A 17,102-nucleotide genomic window follows, 5' to 3' on the forward strand; every position below is an offset into this window, starting at 1 on the left:
TATGGAATCTACTAATATGTCAAAACACTTTCTTACATTACAGGCACAACGAGCACACTATCTACCAGCTATTCATTCACTTTCACAGGAAGAACTATGGCGAGTAACACGTGAGGGAAAATGGTCCATTGGTGAACACTTTTATCACCTTTATTTGATTCTCAAAATGCTCCACACAGCAACCAAATATTCTTTATTCCTCATGCCTATCGCTAAAAGGCGAAGAAACAAGCCATACTCTACTGAAATACATGATATTTATGAAGAATATCAATCCAAAAAAGGACAAGGAATGCGAGCACCAGGTATTTTAGTTCCACCTAAGAAAGTACGCTTTGTATTAAACAGTTATGATATCGAGCAATTACTTATCAACGAGACACTTGCTTTGCAAAAGTTAGTACAAAATATAGACGAGGATGTTGCAGGGCATATTGTTTTTCCTGATCCCATTGCGCATTATCCTAATCTCATTCAAGCTATTCAGTTGCTGGCTATTCATGAGAGGCATCACTTTAATAGGATGGAAGGGCTTTTAGGAGAAAAGAATTTGAAAGGTACAATTAAAGAAATCAAATAGAGCCAATATGATTTTATGCCCATCAAAACTGGCTCCGGATTTTTCAGTATAGCAACTTTGTCATGGAAAAATTTCATTAGGAAACGCTACGAGCTCTTTGTTCTAGAATTACACTTAAAATTCCAAACAATAACAGTAATAAGACACCCATTAACGTAATATTTGACCATTGTAGCCTTGTATCGAATAGCTGAAAAAAGAAGGTGAATACAGGAATAAAGCACAATGACATCATGACTAAAAATACTTCACAATATTGAATACCCTTCTGTAATAAATACATTGGTATCAAAACACCGATGACGGTCATCAATAAAATCCAACCAATGTTTTCAAGCAAATAAGTAAACATGACATCATATGTAGCGATAAATGAAAGCAAAATGATACCATAAAATCTTTTTGATAATATCATCGAGCTTGTCCATCCTAATTGACTGAGCTGCTTAGAATAGACTGTACATAATACCGCACCAAGTCCACACAATATGCTCGCACCGACTCCTAAAATACTTGATTGGTCCCATGTTTGTACAGCCGATTTCCCTGTAAAAATAGCACCAATCAGTAATAAACTAGCTGCAAATATGCCAATTGCAATACCCCACTGTGCATGTATCACTCGTTTATTCTGCTGTATTGCAAGTAGCAATGCAAACAAGGGGCCTAGTCCCATTTCAAGAGAGCTCACTATCGCTGGTTCAATATATTTTAATGCAAAGTAAAACCCCATAAAGGCTAATATGGAAGCACCGTTTAACTTCCATAATGATGAACGTGCCTCTTTCCAGCAGGGCTCTACCTTTTGCTTACTTGTGATTAATTGAAAGAAGACAGTCGTGAGAAAAAAACTAATACCGGTGAAAAGAAATGGATGCACGGCTTGTACACGGTTCGAGTAATACACTTGGCTAATAGACGTTAAAATGGCTGACAATAGTAAACTTATTACCCCTATTGCATATAGATTACGTTTATTTTCAACTATAACTCCCATAGATTCCTCCTGATAGGATGTCTATTCATATTATTGATTTGCTAGAGTAAACTTCTTTACTAGTTTCTCCAAACTTTTCTCTACATGATGACAGTCGACGAAAAACACCCTCACTTCTGCACTTTGATCCCCTTCATTTGTGTTAAAATGTATTTCTTTCATTTGTTCACCTTCCGTATTCAATGGATAAAGGAGCCATATTTCTTTAGCGTGATATTTTTTAGCATAAGCATACATTTGATACATATCTGCCTGTGAAATGCCATAGTTATTGTGTGGCGTGTTACTTAGCATTTTCCACTTTGTATCTAAAATAATTTTACGAGCGTCATTAGTTAACACAATATCTGGTCGTAATGCAAATTTCCCTTGAAATAAATGATAGCCTTTATCCTGTAATTGTGCATGCCATGCTGAATCACTTAGTAGCTTTTTCAGATGAAAGCCAATATAAGACTCGAAAACTTTTTCCATTGGAAATAATAAGGCTTTAGCAAATGAATGTCCTGAAAAAGTTGTAAAGCTTTGATTATTTAAAAAAATTTTAGACCATTGCATAATCGTTTCATAATCTTTTGAGTTACGATCAATCTTTACCTGAGAAAAATCCTTACTGTAGTTTTTTGATTGCTCAATGAGTTCAAAGTGTATGAGTTGCTTACGAATTTCATTTATATTGTCATTGCTAGTAGATTGTTTTAACAAATAAAGCAATGTAGCCTTGATTAGCCGATTTTCTGCTCGATTTAATCCAAACTCATCATAGCGTGTATAGAAACGTTGTCGATGAATAAGGTTATATTTTAATTGCTGTGAGAATACCATTTTTCCTTTGTATACATTTAAGTTATCCTCCATCGCATAATAGGATGATTTAAGTCCTTTTTTAATCAATTTTTGTACTTCTTCAATGTACAATCGAATGAAAATTTCAATAACGTCATCTGATCTGTACGAAGACTAGTCTCATTAAAGGTTTTGCTAGGAAATTCTTGTAGTGACTTAAGCATTTTCAAAAATGTTTTTTTAGGGTCAATGGCTGTTTTCCCATATATTTTTGGCAAAATTTGAATTTGTGTACCATTCTTTAATTGCACAATACCAACATAATTTTTTGCACGAATGACCTTTCCAACATGCCGCTTTGTGGAGACAGAGAAAAAATTGTATGCATCAACATCTTCCATTTCATTACAGTCCAAAATCATATTTTCAAGCTGCTCGAAAGAATCATTGTCTATGTATACATACTCATCTTTAAAAGCTTGATTGCATGTCAGAATATCGTATTCCTTCATTTCAATTAGCCTCTTCATTCTCGACCCTTCCATAGATCCATATATAGCTTGATGGTTCCTCGAATGCACTTGCTTGAAGATAGTATTTCGTTTCTGGGAGGTCTATATCAATGTCTCGACCAAATAATCCTTTTATACTTAATTTCTCATCCAAAATAAATCGATATTGCTGGGGTTTTAAATGATCTCCTAACACTAACTGAATCTTGCTATAATCTTCATAAAAATATTCTTGGAGAAGTGGAATAATCGCATTCTTAAAAATATTAGCTAGATTTTCTAATGAACTGTCTTCTTTTAAGCTCATAAAATAGGCATGGCCAATAGTATGTTCGCGATCATACAGTGCTTCAATACGAGCGTTCATGACTTCCATTAGATGTTGAATATGGATGTTCCCAACTTTTATATTAGCTACTGCATTCAAATTTGGCAGCATTTCAATAAAATCAAAGCGTCTCCTAAGTGCTGTATCCATCAGCGCAATCGAACGATCGGCTGTATTCATCGTTCCCAGCAAATAGACGTTTTGAGGGACACCAAAATCCTTTTTAGAATATGGAAGCTTCACATGCATTTCTTCTAGTGCTCCAATTCGCTTTGTCGGCTCAATTAATGTAATAAGTTCACCAAAAATCTTCGATATATTGCCTCGATTAATTTCATCGATAATAAAGACATAATTATTAGTGTTTTCTTCCACATCGATTTGATCATTTTGCGAGTATTTTAAAATTAAATTATTCACATCATTGATGGATAGTCGCCAAAGCTCATAAATGGTTTGCTGCACTAAGTTCGTTTTGCCATTTAGCTCATAAATATTTTCATAGATATCCGTGGCAATCCACTCTACTTCACGACTTCTTTTAAAATCTTCCTCTGCCTCTAACCATTCAGGCTCTCCTGTGATAATGCCAATTGCATCAATATGCTTTTGATCTCCTAAAGAAAAGACAATATCGCCTACACTCATTCCCTCATAGAAATAGTACAAGGTATCTGAAGGATATTCCCCATCCTCAATAAAATCAGTACCTTCCTCATCCCAGCCTATACGAATTTGATTGTCCTTAAAGCATTCTTCTTTCAGCCAATTCTTGCCACTGCCTCCTAAAGAAATCTTCCAAACTTTTTTATTTCCTTCCATCACCTGATCATGAGCAGTTAATTTTAATTGCTGCGCTTGCTCACAAAATTCTTTAAACACGCCTGATTCAATTTTATATTGAATGCTCTCTTCTGCTTCATCGTTTAAAACAGGCTTAATTCCCTCGATAAACTCTTCATATCCATATGATTGATGAAAAGTAACGAATCGAATCAGACCTTGCTTTTTATACGTAAGATAACGTTCAAAAACATCTTGATACGCTTCTGCGCAAATCGCCATAAATTCTTTATTCTCAATAATACTAACCGCGTAGTTCACCGTATTATAAGTTTTCCCTGTTCCTGGTGGACCGTACAGGATGGTATTGATATTGCATTGACTCATTTTTGGGGAATCCTCCTCTAAACTTCATATTTTTAGCAACCTTGATTGGCAAACTTATATTACTGAGGTGCCTTCTTTCAAGGAATTTATTCCCATAATAATACCATAAAATCATTCTAATTTTACTATTTTTTTATAATGTCACCCTATTTATCTAATAAAATCATCCTATATTATTTAATTTTCCTTCAACAAAAAAATCCGTAAAGGTCACTATAAATCTGACATTTACGAATTTTTTATCACAATTACTTATTATGGGCTTATTAACGTTTACAGCAGCATACGTAAAAACTTTTCAAAATGCACGCCTGCCTCACGGGGTACTTGCTCCTTCGAAGTAGCTTCGATCGCTGCAGCTAAAAATGTTTCTGCTAGTGTCATTGATTCCATTAAATCTTGTCCGCGCATCATGCCGCCCATCATGATGGATGCGAAGAGGTCGCCTGTGCCTGAATAGCTCTCACCATTATAGTTGCGGATACTATGAAAAGACCGCTCAGAATCGACAAACATATTCCCAACATAACGCTTGTCCGTATCACCTACTGGTGGATTCAAACCCGTAATAATGACGTTTGCTCCAGTTGCTTGCTGTAGCTGCTGACCTGCCTCTTTAAGGGCAAGAATATAATCTGTATCATTTTGATAGCTCAGTAGCCTTTCATAGGATAAACCTGTAAGCAAGCAACATTCCGTGACATTTGGCGTAATAATATCGGCATGCTTTACTAATGCTTTCATACGATCAAGCAATTCACCCGTAAACATTTTATAGACCTCACCATGATCGCCCATTACTGGATCGACAAGCAACGTTGTCTTATTTGAGTGAAACACATCTAAAAAGCGAAATATATTATCGATTTGCTCCTTACCTGTAACAAAGCCTGTATGAATTCCATCAAAGGTAGCTCCAAGCTTACTCCACTCCTCAATAAAAGAGTCCATCTTTGACGTTAAATCTTCACAATAAAAGCTTGAATATCCTGTTTGTGCCGTTAATATAGCTGTTGGTAGTGGGACTGCTTGCACACCCATCACAGAGAGTACAGGCATCGCAGCCGTCAATGAGCACTTACCAAAGGACGACATATCTTGAATTACAGCAACTTTTTTCATCATACATTCCACCTAACTGATCCTGCTTTTACTTTCCCCATCGTATCACAATTCGAAAGATGCGAAAATAACCTCAAACTGACCCTTAACTTTTTTATGAAATTGACACTTTTACAATAGTCAGTCCTTTGCTAAAGTAAAAATCATCAAAATATTCATCATAGTGAGGAAGAGACAAATGCAAAATATACAAAGGCCAACATCCTATACAAAATCACGCACAAAAACATTTGATTTAGTCATTACAGCCATTTTAGCAGCACTTGTTTTCGTTGCTACAATGTTTATCAATCTTAAGCTACCGTTCGGGCAAGGTGGTCTTATCCACTTAGGAACATCTATGCTGTTTATCTCCGCTATTTTATTTGGGCCTAAAAAAGGAGCACTTGCTGGAGCTATTGGAATGGGTTTATTCGATATCGTAGGTGGCTGGTTAATTTGGGCACCCACAACCATTATTTCACGCGCATTACAAGGCTTCATTGTTGGTAAAATTGCTTGGGCAAAAGGACATAAAGGTGATAATCTTGGGCTGAATATTTTAGGAGCAGTAGTATCAATGCCCGTGATGATTGCTGTTTACTATGTTGGGCAAGCCATTATGTTCAACAGCTGGATTGCCCCGCTGGCATCCATTCCTGGGGACGTCATTCAAAACATCGTAGGCTTAGTTATTGCCATCCCAGTATGTGTTGTATTGAAAAAAACGCCATACTTCAAAAACAATTTTTAATGAAAATACACCATCTTGCTGTTGAACAGGAAAGATGGTGTTTTTTATGGAGTGATCTGCAAAAGCAACGAATTTCAAGATAAAGTGAAACTAGCCTTGTTCTTTTTCATACTATAAGGTGGAGGTGGAAAAATGCCAAGAGTAAAATACCGTGATGCAGACGTTGCTTTAATGGCAAGGATGATGAGAGCAGAAGCTGAGGGTGAAGGTCAACAAGGTATGCTTTACGTGGGCAATGTCATTGTGAATCGTGCAGTGGCATCCTGTTTAGATTTCAATGATGTAAGAACGATTGAGCAGGTTATTTACCAGGTACAAGGCGGAAACTATTCTTTCGAAGCTGTTCAAAAAGGAAATATGTTTTACCAACGAGCAAGAGAAACGGAAAAAAGATTAGCGAAACAAAACTTAGATTTCTGGCGAGAACATCCAGCAAAATACGCACTCTGGTACTTCAATCCATATGCACCATGTCCCCCAACATGGTATGGTCAGCCGTTTACAGGACAATTTAAGAATCATTGCTTTTTTGAACCTGCTCCAGATACTTGTGCTAGTGTATATATGGGATAATTTGTTCAACGTTAAAAAGGGAATACCTCTATTGCAGGTATCCCCTTTATGCTCATATTATATAGCATGACTTAATCCATCACTCTTAAAAGCTTTTCCTTAAACATCATTACTCCAATCAAGCCAATGATAGAAAATATGACTGGCGAGATGAAGCCATAGTAGTACCCATCAATTACATTGCCTGTAGCAGCCTGAAAATAATCTAAAATATACCCAAAAATAATAGGCAGCAATGCGGCACTTAGAAAGCCCCCAGTATTGGCAAATCCAGAAACAATGCCTGATTCATTTAAAGGGAAAGTTTGACGAACTGCCGCAAAGGTTAAAGCACTTGCACCATAGCCAAAGCCAATGATAAAGAACAGGACAATGAGCATGAAAATGGACGGATGCCCTTTCAATAAAAGAAAGGCAATCCAACTCACTAAAACCGCAATATGCACAACAATATAGGGTCTCTTAATTGTACCTAACCAGCCAGCAATCCAGCTCATTAAAGGTGCTCCTAAAAGCGCTCCGACTAGACCAATCATAATTAGCTGACTAGCCTCTGACCGTGACATCTCATACATATTGATCCCATATGGTACTGCCCACGAGCTAATAAAGCCAACATACCCGCCCACAACGCCAAAATGACAAAAAAATAAAGCCCATGCTTGCCTGCTTGAAAATATTCTTCGTAATAATATGGAGCTTTTTTCACGTTTTATTTCTTTAGTTATGCTTACAGATTCCTTTGAAAAAATGCGTTTTGTGTTTTGTACAAGCACAAAATAAAGAAGTACACCACATAAGCATAGTAAAAGTCCTGTAGAGAAAAAGGTGATTCGCCAACCTAATAAAAAAATCAATGTAGCAAAAGGCACTGTTGCCAATAAGAAACCTAAGCTCCCTGTCATACCTGCAAAGCCAATTAATCGGACAAACTCCTTTTTATGAAACCATTGTGCCAAAATAAGCACCATATTCACCCATATGGTGGCATCTCCTATACCAGTAAGTATTCTAGAAAAGAATAGAATGAATTCATGTGTACCTAAACTGTAAAGAATGGTTCCTATACCTGTAAGGATGGCACCAATGATGAGGAAAACGTTTGGCCCAAATCGGTCAGCTAAAATCCCCATTGGAATTTGTAAACTCGTGTACACAAAAAATTGAATACTCGTCAATAAGCCGATTGTCGATGCCGTTACCCCAAAATCCTCCATCAATTGATCTGTAATTAACCCTGGAGCAGTTCGCTGACTTGCCATTAACAAATAGGTAAACAATACAGCAACAAACACAATCCATCTGTACTTATGTTGTTGTTTGTCCAATAATCACTACTCCTATTAGCTTTTATTTTATGTATATGAGTTCGAGGTCAGGATAAAACCTGCTTATGAGGAAGCTTGAAAATTACGACCGCAAAAAAACGCACCTAGTCTCTACTAAGTGCGTTCATGCTAGATTATACTGCTGGCTGAGGCTGTTCACTGACATGTACTGCTGGTTGACGGTCTTTCCAAGGCATGGCTTCCTCTAATTGTCTACCTAGCTGTAATAACGTCAATTCATCTGCAAATTTACCCGTCATTTGTAGACCAATTGGTAGGCCTGATTTACTTTCGGCTAAAGGCAATGATATGGAAGGCTGGCCTGTAGCATTGAATAAATTTGTAAACGGTGCATAAGTGAAAATTTGCTCCGTCCATTCGACAGCCGAAATGTTAGGATTGTTGGCATTTAATTCACCAATTTTAGCAGGAAGTGTGCCAATGGTTGGACTCAATAAAATATCATAGTCTTCAAAGAAGCCTGCTACTTGACGTGAAACGACTGCATTTGTATGAATAGCTTCCAATAAATCAGCCGCTTTTAATTGACCACCATATTCATAGCATTTCCAAATGGCTGCTTCAATATAGTCCGGAGAAACTGCTTTACCAGTTCCCGCTGCAGCCCCCTTAATCATGTGATAAATATTCGCTGTCCAAATAGCAACCGTCGCCTTTGTAAATGATGCTTGTTCATATTTCGGACGCGCTTCTACTACCTCGTGTCCTAGCTCCTTTAAAACTTGAACTGTTTTATGAACCGCTTCTATACATTCCGGATCGACAAATGCCCCAGAATTTGTTTCAGTTGTCCAAGCAATTTTTAGCGGGCGCACTGTTTCCTGGATAAGTTGTCCATATGGTGCATGTGTTACTTCTAATTTGGAATAGCTCCCTAAGTCAGGGCCTGCTACTTGATCCAATAAAACAGCTGTATCACGAATTGTACGCGTCACAGCGAACTCAATGGCAATACCATTTAAAGGCTCGCTATTGAATGGACCAGCTGGAACTCTTCCCCGTGTTGGCTTTAATCCCACTAACCCACTACAGGAAGCGGGAATACGAATAGAACCTCCACCATCATTGGCATGAGCGATTGGCACAATACCACTTGCCACAGCAGCTGCTGACCCACCACTCGAGCCACCTGGACTATGAGTTAAATTCCACGGATTGCGCGTTGCACCATAAATAACCGCTTCAGTCGCTGCATTATAGCCAAACTCAGGTGTTGTCGTAGTACCTGCTAAAATCAAGCCAGCCTTTCTAAAGCGTGCCATTAATTCACTATCGACGGGTATAACTGTATTTTCTCCAATACGACTCCCCATACTATGCGGAACACCCTCTGCATGTAACACAAGCTCCTTAATTAAAAACGGAACACCTGCAAACGGCGCATTTTCATCAACCTTTTCAATTGCCTTGTCAGCCTGCTCTTCTAACACATTAACGACCGCATTAATGGTTGGATTGACTTTTTTTATTCCTTCTAACGCTAGCTCCTTTAACTCCTGTGGTGTTACCTCCTTTGATTTTACTAGCTCTGCTAACCCAATACCGTCATAGGATGCATACTCTTGTAAATTCATATTATCACCTCGTATAGTAGTAATCTTGCAACTATAATGTACTGAATATTCTAAATTTAAGATATTACCCGAAAGGATAATTCTGTTTTAAGTAGAATATAAATGCATAATAGAGAAACGAGGTGTTTTCATGTTTTTAGAAAATGATTTAGAAAACATTCTTAAAGCAAGCTATCATATTTCGAATATGAATGTGAAACAAAGCAATGAAGGTTTTAAACATGAACTATTGCAAACAATTAGTCAGCATCTCGGCTATCACCATATGTTATTTTGGGAAATAGCAAATAATGAGCTAACCGCCCCTGTGCTTTTTAATATAGAGCGTCACACAATTAATGACTATTTACAAAGATATAAAAGCTTTGATCCATTGCACCCCCAAAATATAAATACACAGCCTTCCATTCAGCTAATGAGTAGGAATGAAGTGATGTGCCTGCAAAAACAAACCCACTATAAAGAAGTATTTTTGAAAGAAAATCGCTATGAAGATGAAATGGCCATGTATTTGAGGATAGACAATAGGCTCGTAGCCGTTATTGGCTTTTTAAGGAAAACAGGAGAGAAGCTATTTAATGAAAAAGATATTTTAAAGTTAGTATATTTGAAAAGAAATATCGAAAATATGTATTCCTTACATCACTTTTCACAGCCCTCCATCGTGTTGGAAATGACAGATCGAGAACGAGAAGTTTTAAAGTTTGTATTCAAAGGCTTAAAAAACATAGAAATCGCTAAGCAATTATTCGTCAGTGAAAATACAATCAAAAAACATCTTCAAAATCTATATAGAAAATTTCAAGTAACCAATCGTACCCAACTGCTGGCAAAGTGTTTGAAATATATTGATCATGTTTAGTAGGGTCATCCAAAGAATAATTTCCTGTTCGATACCCACATATTGTGACATTGAACTCTTATACAAACTGGACCCTTCTCTTATTAAAAAGATATGATTTGTCATTTGGACTATAGGGGTATCTACACTATATTCTGAGATGACATTAGAAAAGAGACATTTCGAAGATCGAAATGTCTCTTTTCTATCATGTTTGATAATTATTTATAACAGTCGTTCTTTTGCTATACTTTTATTTTGTTTTAGCAGTTTGAATAATCCATTTAGCTAAATTGTCTATTTGCCCTTCTACAGCAATCGGATCTCTAAACCATGACTCACTTTCAGTCCACAAGTATACTTTTCCATCTCGAATCGCAGGCAAGTTACCCCAAATCGGATCAGCCTGCAGTTCCTCCAACGTTGATTTTGTTGTTAATACCAAATAATCTCCAGTATATTCAGGAAGCATTTCTAGAGAAAACTCGTAAAATGATTCAGCTAGCATATGTTCTGGAACAGTTGAAGGTGGATTCGCACCTAATATTTCATACATAATTCGACCGCCGCGTCCAGACTTTGATCCGAATAAGAATACCTTTCCATCATACTCCTGCATGATAGAAACTGTCTCTCCCTCACCAAGTGCAGCTTGAACTTCATCACGTAATTTACCAGTGCGACTCTCAAAATCGGTAATCCATTGTTCAGCTACATCCTTTTTGTCTAATAAATCACCGAAATAACGCATTTCCTCCTGAATGGTTTCAAAGCTATTATAAGGCATAGCCACTGTTGGCGCGATGAGTGAATATTTGTCCACTGCTTCTTCTTTATTAATATTTGTGATGATTAAATCTGGTTTCAATTCAACCAGTGCTTCTAGCGAATCTCCTACATCAGTTACACCGTCAAGCATCCCTTCTAAATACGGGCTTTCCATCAATAAAAAATCAGATGCAACTGGTTGGACGTCAAGTGCCAACACGGTTCCTAAATAGGCAGGTGCTGCTATACGTTGTGGTTGTATAGGAACTTCTACATCTCCGAGTGCCGTCTTAATTGTTCGCATTTGGATATTGGCAGGTGCCTCTGACTTTACTTGATTTGATTTTGTTGCGCCACTCTTTCCGTTTGCCCCTTCTGGTGTTGTTCCACATCCTGATGCGACCATAGTCAGACACAATAGTGCCATTGCTAATAGATTTTTCTTTCTAATTTCCATATCATTTCCTCCACCCAACATCAATTGATAATGAATATCATTACCATTTAAATGATACATTGCTGGATGTGGTGCAACAATGGACAAATTTGGCTTATTCATTGTATCTTTCGAACCTATATACTGATATTGCTTGCGGTATTCTCCTGGAGTTATGCCTGTTTGTTTCTTAAACATACGGTTAAAATAGACCGTGTCTGGATAACCAACATAAGCAGCTATTTCTTGTAGCGTCGCTTCGGTATCACACAGTAATTTTCGCGCCAAGTCTATGCGTAATCGAATCGTATAATCAATTGGACTACATCCCATCTGCTCTTTGAATTTCCTCGAAACGTACTGTGGAGTGTAATTCATTTGCTGGGCCAACTGCTCCATAGAAATCATACCACGATAATTTTTTGCGATATAGCGGACAACTTGTTCTGTTAGAGATGGGGCGTGAGCATGCTCCATCCGCTCCTGTAACGTTGCATGTACGAAACGGATGAATTCCCCCTTGGCCTTCAGTCTTCTCAATTCATGGACATCCTTCATGTTTTTCTCTTTGTCTAACTGCCCATTGTCTATTTGTTGCCAGTCGGTAAGCATTGTTTCTAGCATCTCCAACATAACGAGCGGTTCGGATGGTGACACTGCCCAGCTTTTCATAAATGGATTGTCTGTTTGCATCATCATATGAAACTCCCGCAATGCTGAAGCGGGTAAAGAAGCATTGTATAAAATCATGTAGGTGTCAAGAAAGTCAGCGGATTGAACCGTTATCCGCTGCCCCTTGCCGATATGTATTAAATGAAACCTTTCGGATAGCCATACTTCATCGTTTGTCCACAGTTCACCACGTCCATTTGCCACAAACATAAACATGCTTGCTGGTGTTACATAATCACAAATTTCGTCACCACCTCCAACTCGTTTTACCCGAATGTCCAGTACGCGAATGACGACTTGATTCCACAGTTGAATTTGTTCGCTTATATTCATAATATTGCCACGAAACGAACGTTATCTATCCTGTCCATTAGATTGCTCCTTCCCATGCATATTACAATTAGAATTATTTATGATAATCATTCTCATTTTGATTTTTGTTTCAAGATATGTCAAGGACAGTCAAATCATTTCTGGCTAGATGAAGGATTCCTATTAAGCGTAGCTTGTTAAACCGTTATGTGTAATTTATTTATGATTTCAAATAGCTTAAAACAACCTCTATTTTTTCTCATTAGGAAATTTCCCCATAGAAAAAATTGCACCACCAATTGGTAGAGTGTGACTAACAAGTGGTGATGCAATTCTAATTTTAATTCTAACTATAGAGGCGCTCTTTTACTTAATTACTTTGCACTTTATATACTTTACTATCAAGCTGTCTATTTATTGCCTGCTGTAAAAATCGTGTGGCGGTAAATAGTTTTCCTTCATCAATATTCGTTTGCACACCTAAACGATGCAGGAAATTTACTAAATCATTTGTTGACACATTGCCGCTTGCACCAGGGGCATAGGGGCACCCCCCTAAACCTCCAATAGCACTGTCATATTTTGTAATCCCCAGCTCAAGTGCTGCAAATATATTGGCTAAAGCACGACCATACGTATCATGAAAATGAAGGGCAAATAAATCACGATCGTATTGAGTGAGCAGCTCTGATAAAATAGCCTTCACTTGTACAGGATCCGCTACCCCAATTGTATCGCCGAGTGAAATTTCAGAAACGCCCATTGCTAGATAGGCATCAATGATATCCATCACTGTTTGAAGCTTTACTTCATCACCAAACGGACTGCCAAATACAGTTGAAATATAGCCTCTTAACGATATACCTTCACGATTTGCTACTTCAGCTACAGCTTTTAAGTTCTGTAAAGATTGGTTAATTGAAGCGTTTACATTACTTTGATTATGCTCCTCAGAGGCCGAGATAAATAACGCAATTTCATCAACCTTTTGTTGAATGGCTCCTTCTACCCCTTTCAAATTAGGCACAAGCGCTGCATACGTTATTTTTTCATGACGTGTGATTTGCTCAAACACTTCATGATGATCGGCTAAAGCTGGTATCCACTTGGGACTAACAAAAGAGGATACTTCGATATGGCGGACACCTGTTTCACTTATTAAGTTAATCCATTGCACTTTCAAATCAGTTGGAATAAAAATTTTCTCATTTTGTAAGCCGTCACGAGGACCAACTTCTCTTATTTCCACTGCTTTTGGTAAGTTCATCAAGATACACTTCCTTTAATTAAATGCCGAACAGCTGTAGCATAATCCAGCTTGATGCGTAGAATACCATGAATTGCACACCGGCCCCTACACCTAAAATACGATTTAATAAACCACCAACAGTTGCGACTGTAAATGTTAACACTACTCCTAGTAATTGTGCCTCGTTATAGGCAAGCAAAAATGCTAATCCGATAAACATTGCTACGATTGCTTCCTGGCTAATATATTTCAATACTAATACAGATGCTTTACGTGCATAATTCATCGCAAATGGATAAGCAATTAAAGCGGCTACACTAATACCGATTAACCCAAAAATGAAAAAGTCCCATGAAGACATTAGCGTGTGTAAGTTGTTAACTGGATCTACTGTAAAAATCGGTGGTGCATTAAATAAAGGTGATGCTGGTCCAAGTGCTACTGGACTTAACGGAATACCGAATGCAATTAATGGAATAATCGCTTCAGCTATATAAGTCGATTCCGTTACACCATTCATGACAGTAAGACTCGTTGTTGATTTTTTATAGGCACCTTTTGTACGAGAGCCTACAATTTCTCCCATCAATGACGTCATCCCGACAGGACTAAAGACAAATGTAAGGGAGGAAAGAAACGTTGTAATGCTCGTAAAAATGGTCTGTCTTTTCGATAAAATTTTAAATGGATTCGGGAAATAGCCCTTCCATGATTTCGTTTCGGGAGCAAGATTATATTGATTTGGCTTACTGCGTGCTAGATCATTTTTAGCAACAGAGGAAGCCGCCATTAAAATATTGCAAAACATCGGTCCAATCGCAATTCCTAAAAAGAATGTAATACTTAAATGTTTATCCAGCATCGCGAAGCTAACGCTATCTAAAGCTTTAATGAAAAATGCAAATGGAATAATGATTAAAATACTTGCCCATTTTCCTTTTGAAAAGAATGCGATTAAAATAGCGGCAAGTGTAAAAATGATGCCTGATGAAGATTTAAAAAAGTCGGCAAATTGACCTAAAAACTGGCCTAACAGTACAGCGGTTGGTAGAGCGATAAATGCACCGATAACGCCGCCAGAAATCATTTTACGTAGTGCAACGTGCGGCATCCCTAAACGGCGTAATGTATTGGCATGGTCGATCAAAGGTACAGCCGTTGTATCCCCTGGAATGCCTAATAACGCAGTTGGGACAGCATGTGTTAAATGCTTAGCTAACACGCCTGCCATGAAAAAGGCGAATACCCCTTCAGGAGGCGCTCCCAGCAAAATAACTAGCAATGTAATGGGTACCATAATTGCTGTTTCATCTGTACCTGAAATAAGTCCAATTATAGTAAAGATAGCTGCACCAAGAAGTGCAAATAAAAGAGCTATTAAATAAATACTCATTTTTTATCCGCTCCCTTCAAGCCTTGTAAGCTAGAAAGAATGCCAAAATCCTCAAGCTCCTTTTTTGTCACCGGATCTTCCTCGATTAAGCGTATTTCCTCGTCTATATCAATTTGTAAATCCTCAAATGCTTCCTTTAAAGAATGACTAGATGCCTCATCTTCTACTAAAATACGCTTTGGTTTAAAAAGAATCGTATTAATAGCGACAACAATCAGAATACCCGTGATTCCTGTTAACAGTGAATAAGAGTTAATCATTTGAGGGTCTGCAAACTTTGGAAAAAACCACTGGCCAAACTGATAGCCTAAAAAGCTTGCGGCAACGCTTAAAATAATTGAAATAATTAACTGATTACCAGAAACCGTGTCTCCTAAAATTTCAATAAACTTCTTTTCCTCTACCTTTTTTTGCTCATTGTATGGAGTATTCGCCATGTATTATTCACCTCGCAGAGAGTTTGTAATCTCTAAAACACGATCATAACGGAAATCCTTCTCTTCTACCGCCTGCTGCACAACACGATCAATAATATCGCCTGTAGCCCCAGCCATTACAGCCAAGTTTTTCGCATGCAGACGCATATGACCAGATTGAATACCCTCTGCTGAAAGTGCGCGTAAGCTTGCTAGATTTTCTACTAATCCTACTGCGGCAATGTAGCTTGCTAGCTCCTCTGCAGATTGCACATCCATAATTTTTAGCGCTGCTTTTGCAACAGGATGAGTCTTCGTAGCCCCTCCCACAATACCAACAGCTAATGGCAATTCCAACGTCCCAACAAGATTGCCTGCTTTATTCAGCTCCCACGTTGTTAAAGAACGATATCTACCAGAACGAGCAGCATAGGCATGAGCACCAGCCTCAACAGCACGTGTATCATTACCTGATGCTAATACCGCAGCAGTAATACCATTCATAACTCCTTTATTATGTGTGGCAGCCCGATACGGATCAGCATCTGCAAATTCGTAAGCACTTACAATATTTTTCGCAATCTCTATCCCCCCGAGCATTTCTGTCGAGAATTCTCCACGCGCACGAACAATACGCTTATCTGCTAAATTTGAAATAATCCGGAGCACCACTCGTCCATTTGTAATACGTTCGATTAATGGTGACACAGATTCCGCCATCGTATTAACAGCGTTTGCCCCCATTGCATCCTTCGTATCTACGATTAAATGGACGACAACCATTGTTTCTTTTGCTGTGTCGATTAAGTGTACCTCGATATCCTTCACTCCGCCGCCTAACTTGACTAACGTTGGATCCTTTTCATTACAATGCTCGATGATCTCATTTTTATGTTCAAAAATTTTCGCCCTTGCTGCATGAGGGTCCTCAATATTTAATACCTGAATCTGTCCTCGCATAACTGTTCCAGAGCTGGAAGTAAAAATACCACCTAACTCATATGCTGCTCGTGCCGCATTACTAGCCGCAGCAATTACTGACGGCTCTTCGGTAGCCATCGGAATAAATACCTCTTTGCCATTCACCTTAAAGTTGGCCGCTACCCCTAGAGGCACTGAAATATGTCCAATAACATTTTCAACCATTGCATCTGCAAGCTCTAATGAAATTCCACTTTTTAAAGCTTCAACTTCCTCGTTGGTTAAATTTGATTTTTCAGCGATTAACTTAATTCGCTCTTCTACTGAAAGTAAATAAAATCCTTTAATTCGTGAAGTCATCCCTATACCC

At 38.1% G+C, this 17,102-nt stretch carries 14 protein-coding genes and 1 pseudogene; 4 read left to right on the plus strand and 11 right to left on the minus strand.

Annotation, left to right across the window (positions count from 1 at the left end):
* The first annotated feature begins 1 nt into the window (after window position 1).
* On the plus strand, window positions 2-580 hold the full coding sequence (locus tag NP781_RS17540) for a DinB family protein (protein ID WP_257520450.1): 579 nt from the start codon (window positions 2-4) through the stop codon (window positions 578-580).
* Between the two features lie 76 nt (window positions 581-656).
* Here NP781_RS17540 and NP781_RS17545 read toward each other — a convergent pair whose 3' ends face one another.
* The 4 genes and pseudogenes from NP781_RS17545 to NP781_RS17565 form a co-directional block, all read right to left on the minus strand.
* Window positions 657-1,577 (minus strand): DMT family transporter, encoded by a 921-nt coding sequence (locus NP781_RS17545; RefSeq protein WP_257520451.1) that lies wholly within the window; start codon window positions 1,575-1,577, stop codon window positions 657-659.
* Window positions 1,578-1,607: 30 nt separating this feature from the next.
* A pseudogene (locus NP781_RS17550) lies at window positions 1,608-2,908 on the minus strand (McrC family protein).
* Complete coding sequence (locus NP781_RS25565) at window positions 2,877-4,373, minus strand: McrB family protein (protein ID WP_306827865.1); 1,497 nt, start codon at window positions 4,371-4,373, stop codon at window positions 2,877-2,879. Before NP781_RS25565 ends, NP781_RS17550 begins: the two are co-directional and overlap by 32 nt.
* Window positions 4,374-4,646: 273 nt before the next feature.
* The gene (locus tag NP781_RS17565) at window positions 4,647-5,495 is read right to left on the minus strand and encodes a pyridoxamine kinase (RefSeq protein WP_257522550.1); all 849 of its coding nucleotides are present in this window, start codon (window positions 5,493-5,495) and stop codon (window positions 4,647-4,649) included.
* Between the two features lie 178 nt (window positions 5,496-5,673).
* Here NP781_RS17565 and NP781_RS17570 point away from each other — a divergent pair, with 178 nt between their 5' ends.
* Together NP781_RS17570 and NP781_RS17575 are read left to right on the plus strand one after the other, a co-directional pair.
* Entirely contained in the window at window positions 5,674-6,228 is a 555-nt protein-coding gene (locus NP781_RS17570) for an ECF transporter S component (protein ID WP_221681224.1), read from the plus strand.
* Between the two features lie 132 nt (window positions 6,229-6,360).
* Window positions 6,361-6,801 carry a cell wall hydrolase gene (locus NP781_RS17575; RefSeq protein ID WP_257520454.1) on the plus strand — a complete coding sequence of 147 codons (441 nt, stop codon included), beginning with the start codon at window positions 6,361-6,363 and terminating at the stop codon, window positions 6,799-6,801.
* A 71-nt stretch (window positions 6,802-6,872) separates the two neighbouring features.
* On the opposite strand, the gene NP781_RS17580 is transcribed toward NP781_RS17575, so the two are convergent.
* Window positions 6,873-8,129 carry an MFS transporter gene (locus tag NP781_RS17580; RefSeq protein WP_257520455.1) on the minus strand — a complete coding sequence of 419 codons (1,257 nt, stop codon included), beginning with the start codon at window positions 8,127-8,129 and terminating at the stop codon, window positions 6,873-6,875.
* Between the two features lie 134 nt (window positions 8,130-8,263).
* Window positions 8,264-9,724 (minus strand): amidase, encoded by a 1,461-nt coding sequence (locus tag NP781_RS17585; RefSeq protein WP_257520456.1) that lies wholly within the window; start codon window positions 9,722-9,724, stop codon window positions 8,264-8,266.
* 130 nt (window positions 9,725-9,854) lie between these two features.
* Between NP781_RS17585 and NP781_RS17590 the strand changes: the two genes are divergently transcribed.
* Entirely contained in the window at window positions 9,855-10,586 is a 732-nt protein-coding gene (locus NP781_RS17590; protein ID WP_257520457.1) for a response regulator transcription factor, read from the plus strand.
* 232 nt (window positions 10,587-10,818) lie between these two features.
* Here the strand turns inward: NP781_RS17590 and NP781_RS17595 are convergent, their stop codons facing one another.
* From NP781_RS17595 to NP781_RS17615, 5 genes are all read right to left on the minus strand, one after another.
* Window positions 10,819-12,774: an AraC family transcriptional regulator gene (locus NP781_RS17595; protein ID WP_257520458.1), complete on the minus strand. Its 1,956-nt coding sequence runs from the start codon at window positions 12,772-12,774 to the stop codon at window positions 10,819-10,821.
* 349 nt (window positions 12,775-13,123) lie between these two features.
* The gene (locus NP781_RS17600; protein WP_257520459.1) at window positions 13,124-14,020 is read right to left on the minus strand and encodes a hydroxymethylglutaryl-CoA lyase; all 897 of its coding nucleotides are present in this window, start codon (window positions 14,018-14,020) and stop codon (window positions 13,124-13,126) included.
* 19 nt (window positions 14,021-14,039) lie between these two features.
* On the minus strand, window positions 14,040-15,395 hold the full coding sequence (locus NP781_RS17605) for a tripartite tricarboxylate transporter permease (protein WP_016995237.1): 1,356 nt from the start codon (window positions 15,393-15,395) through the stop codon (window positions 14,040-14,042).
* On the minus strand, window positions 15,392-15,832 hold the full coding sequence (locus NP781_RS17610) for a hypothetical protein (protein WP_257520460.1): 441 nt from the start codon (window positions 15,830-15,832) through the stop codon (window positions 15,392-15,394). Before NP781_RS17610 ends, NP781_RS17605 begins: the two co-directional genes overlap by 4 nt.
* 3 nt (window positions 15,833-15,835) lie before the next feature.
* Window positions 15,836-17,092: a hydroxymethylglutaryl-CoA reductase, degradative gene (locus tag NP781_RS17615; protein WP_048394314.1), complete on the minus strand. Its 1,257-nt coding sequence runs from the start codon at window positions 17,090-17,092 to the stop codon at window positions 15,836-15,838.
* Between the last annotated feature and the right edge of the window lie 10 nt (window positions 17,093-17,102).

This window comes from Lysinibacillus sp. FN11 (genome assembly GCF_024628845.1).
Taxonomy (GTDB): Bacteria; Bacillota; Bacilli; order Bacillales_A; family Planococcaceae; genus Lysinibacillus; species Lysinibacillus capsici.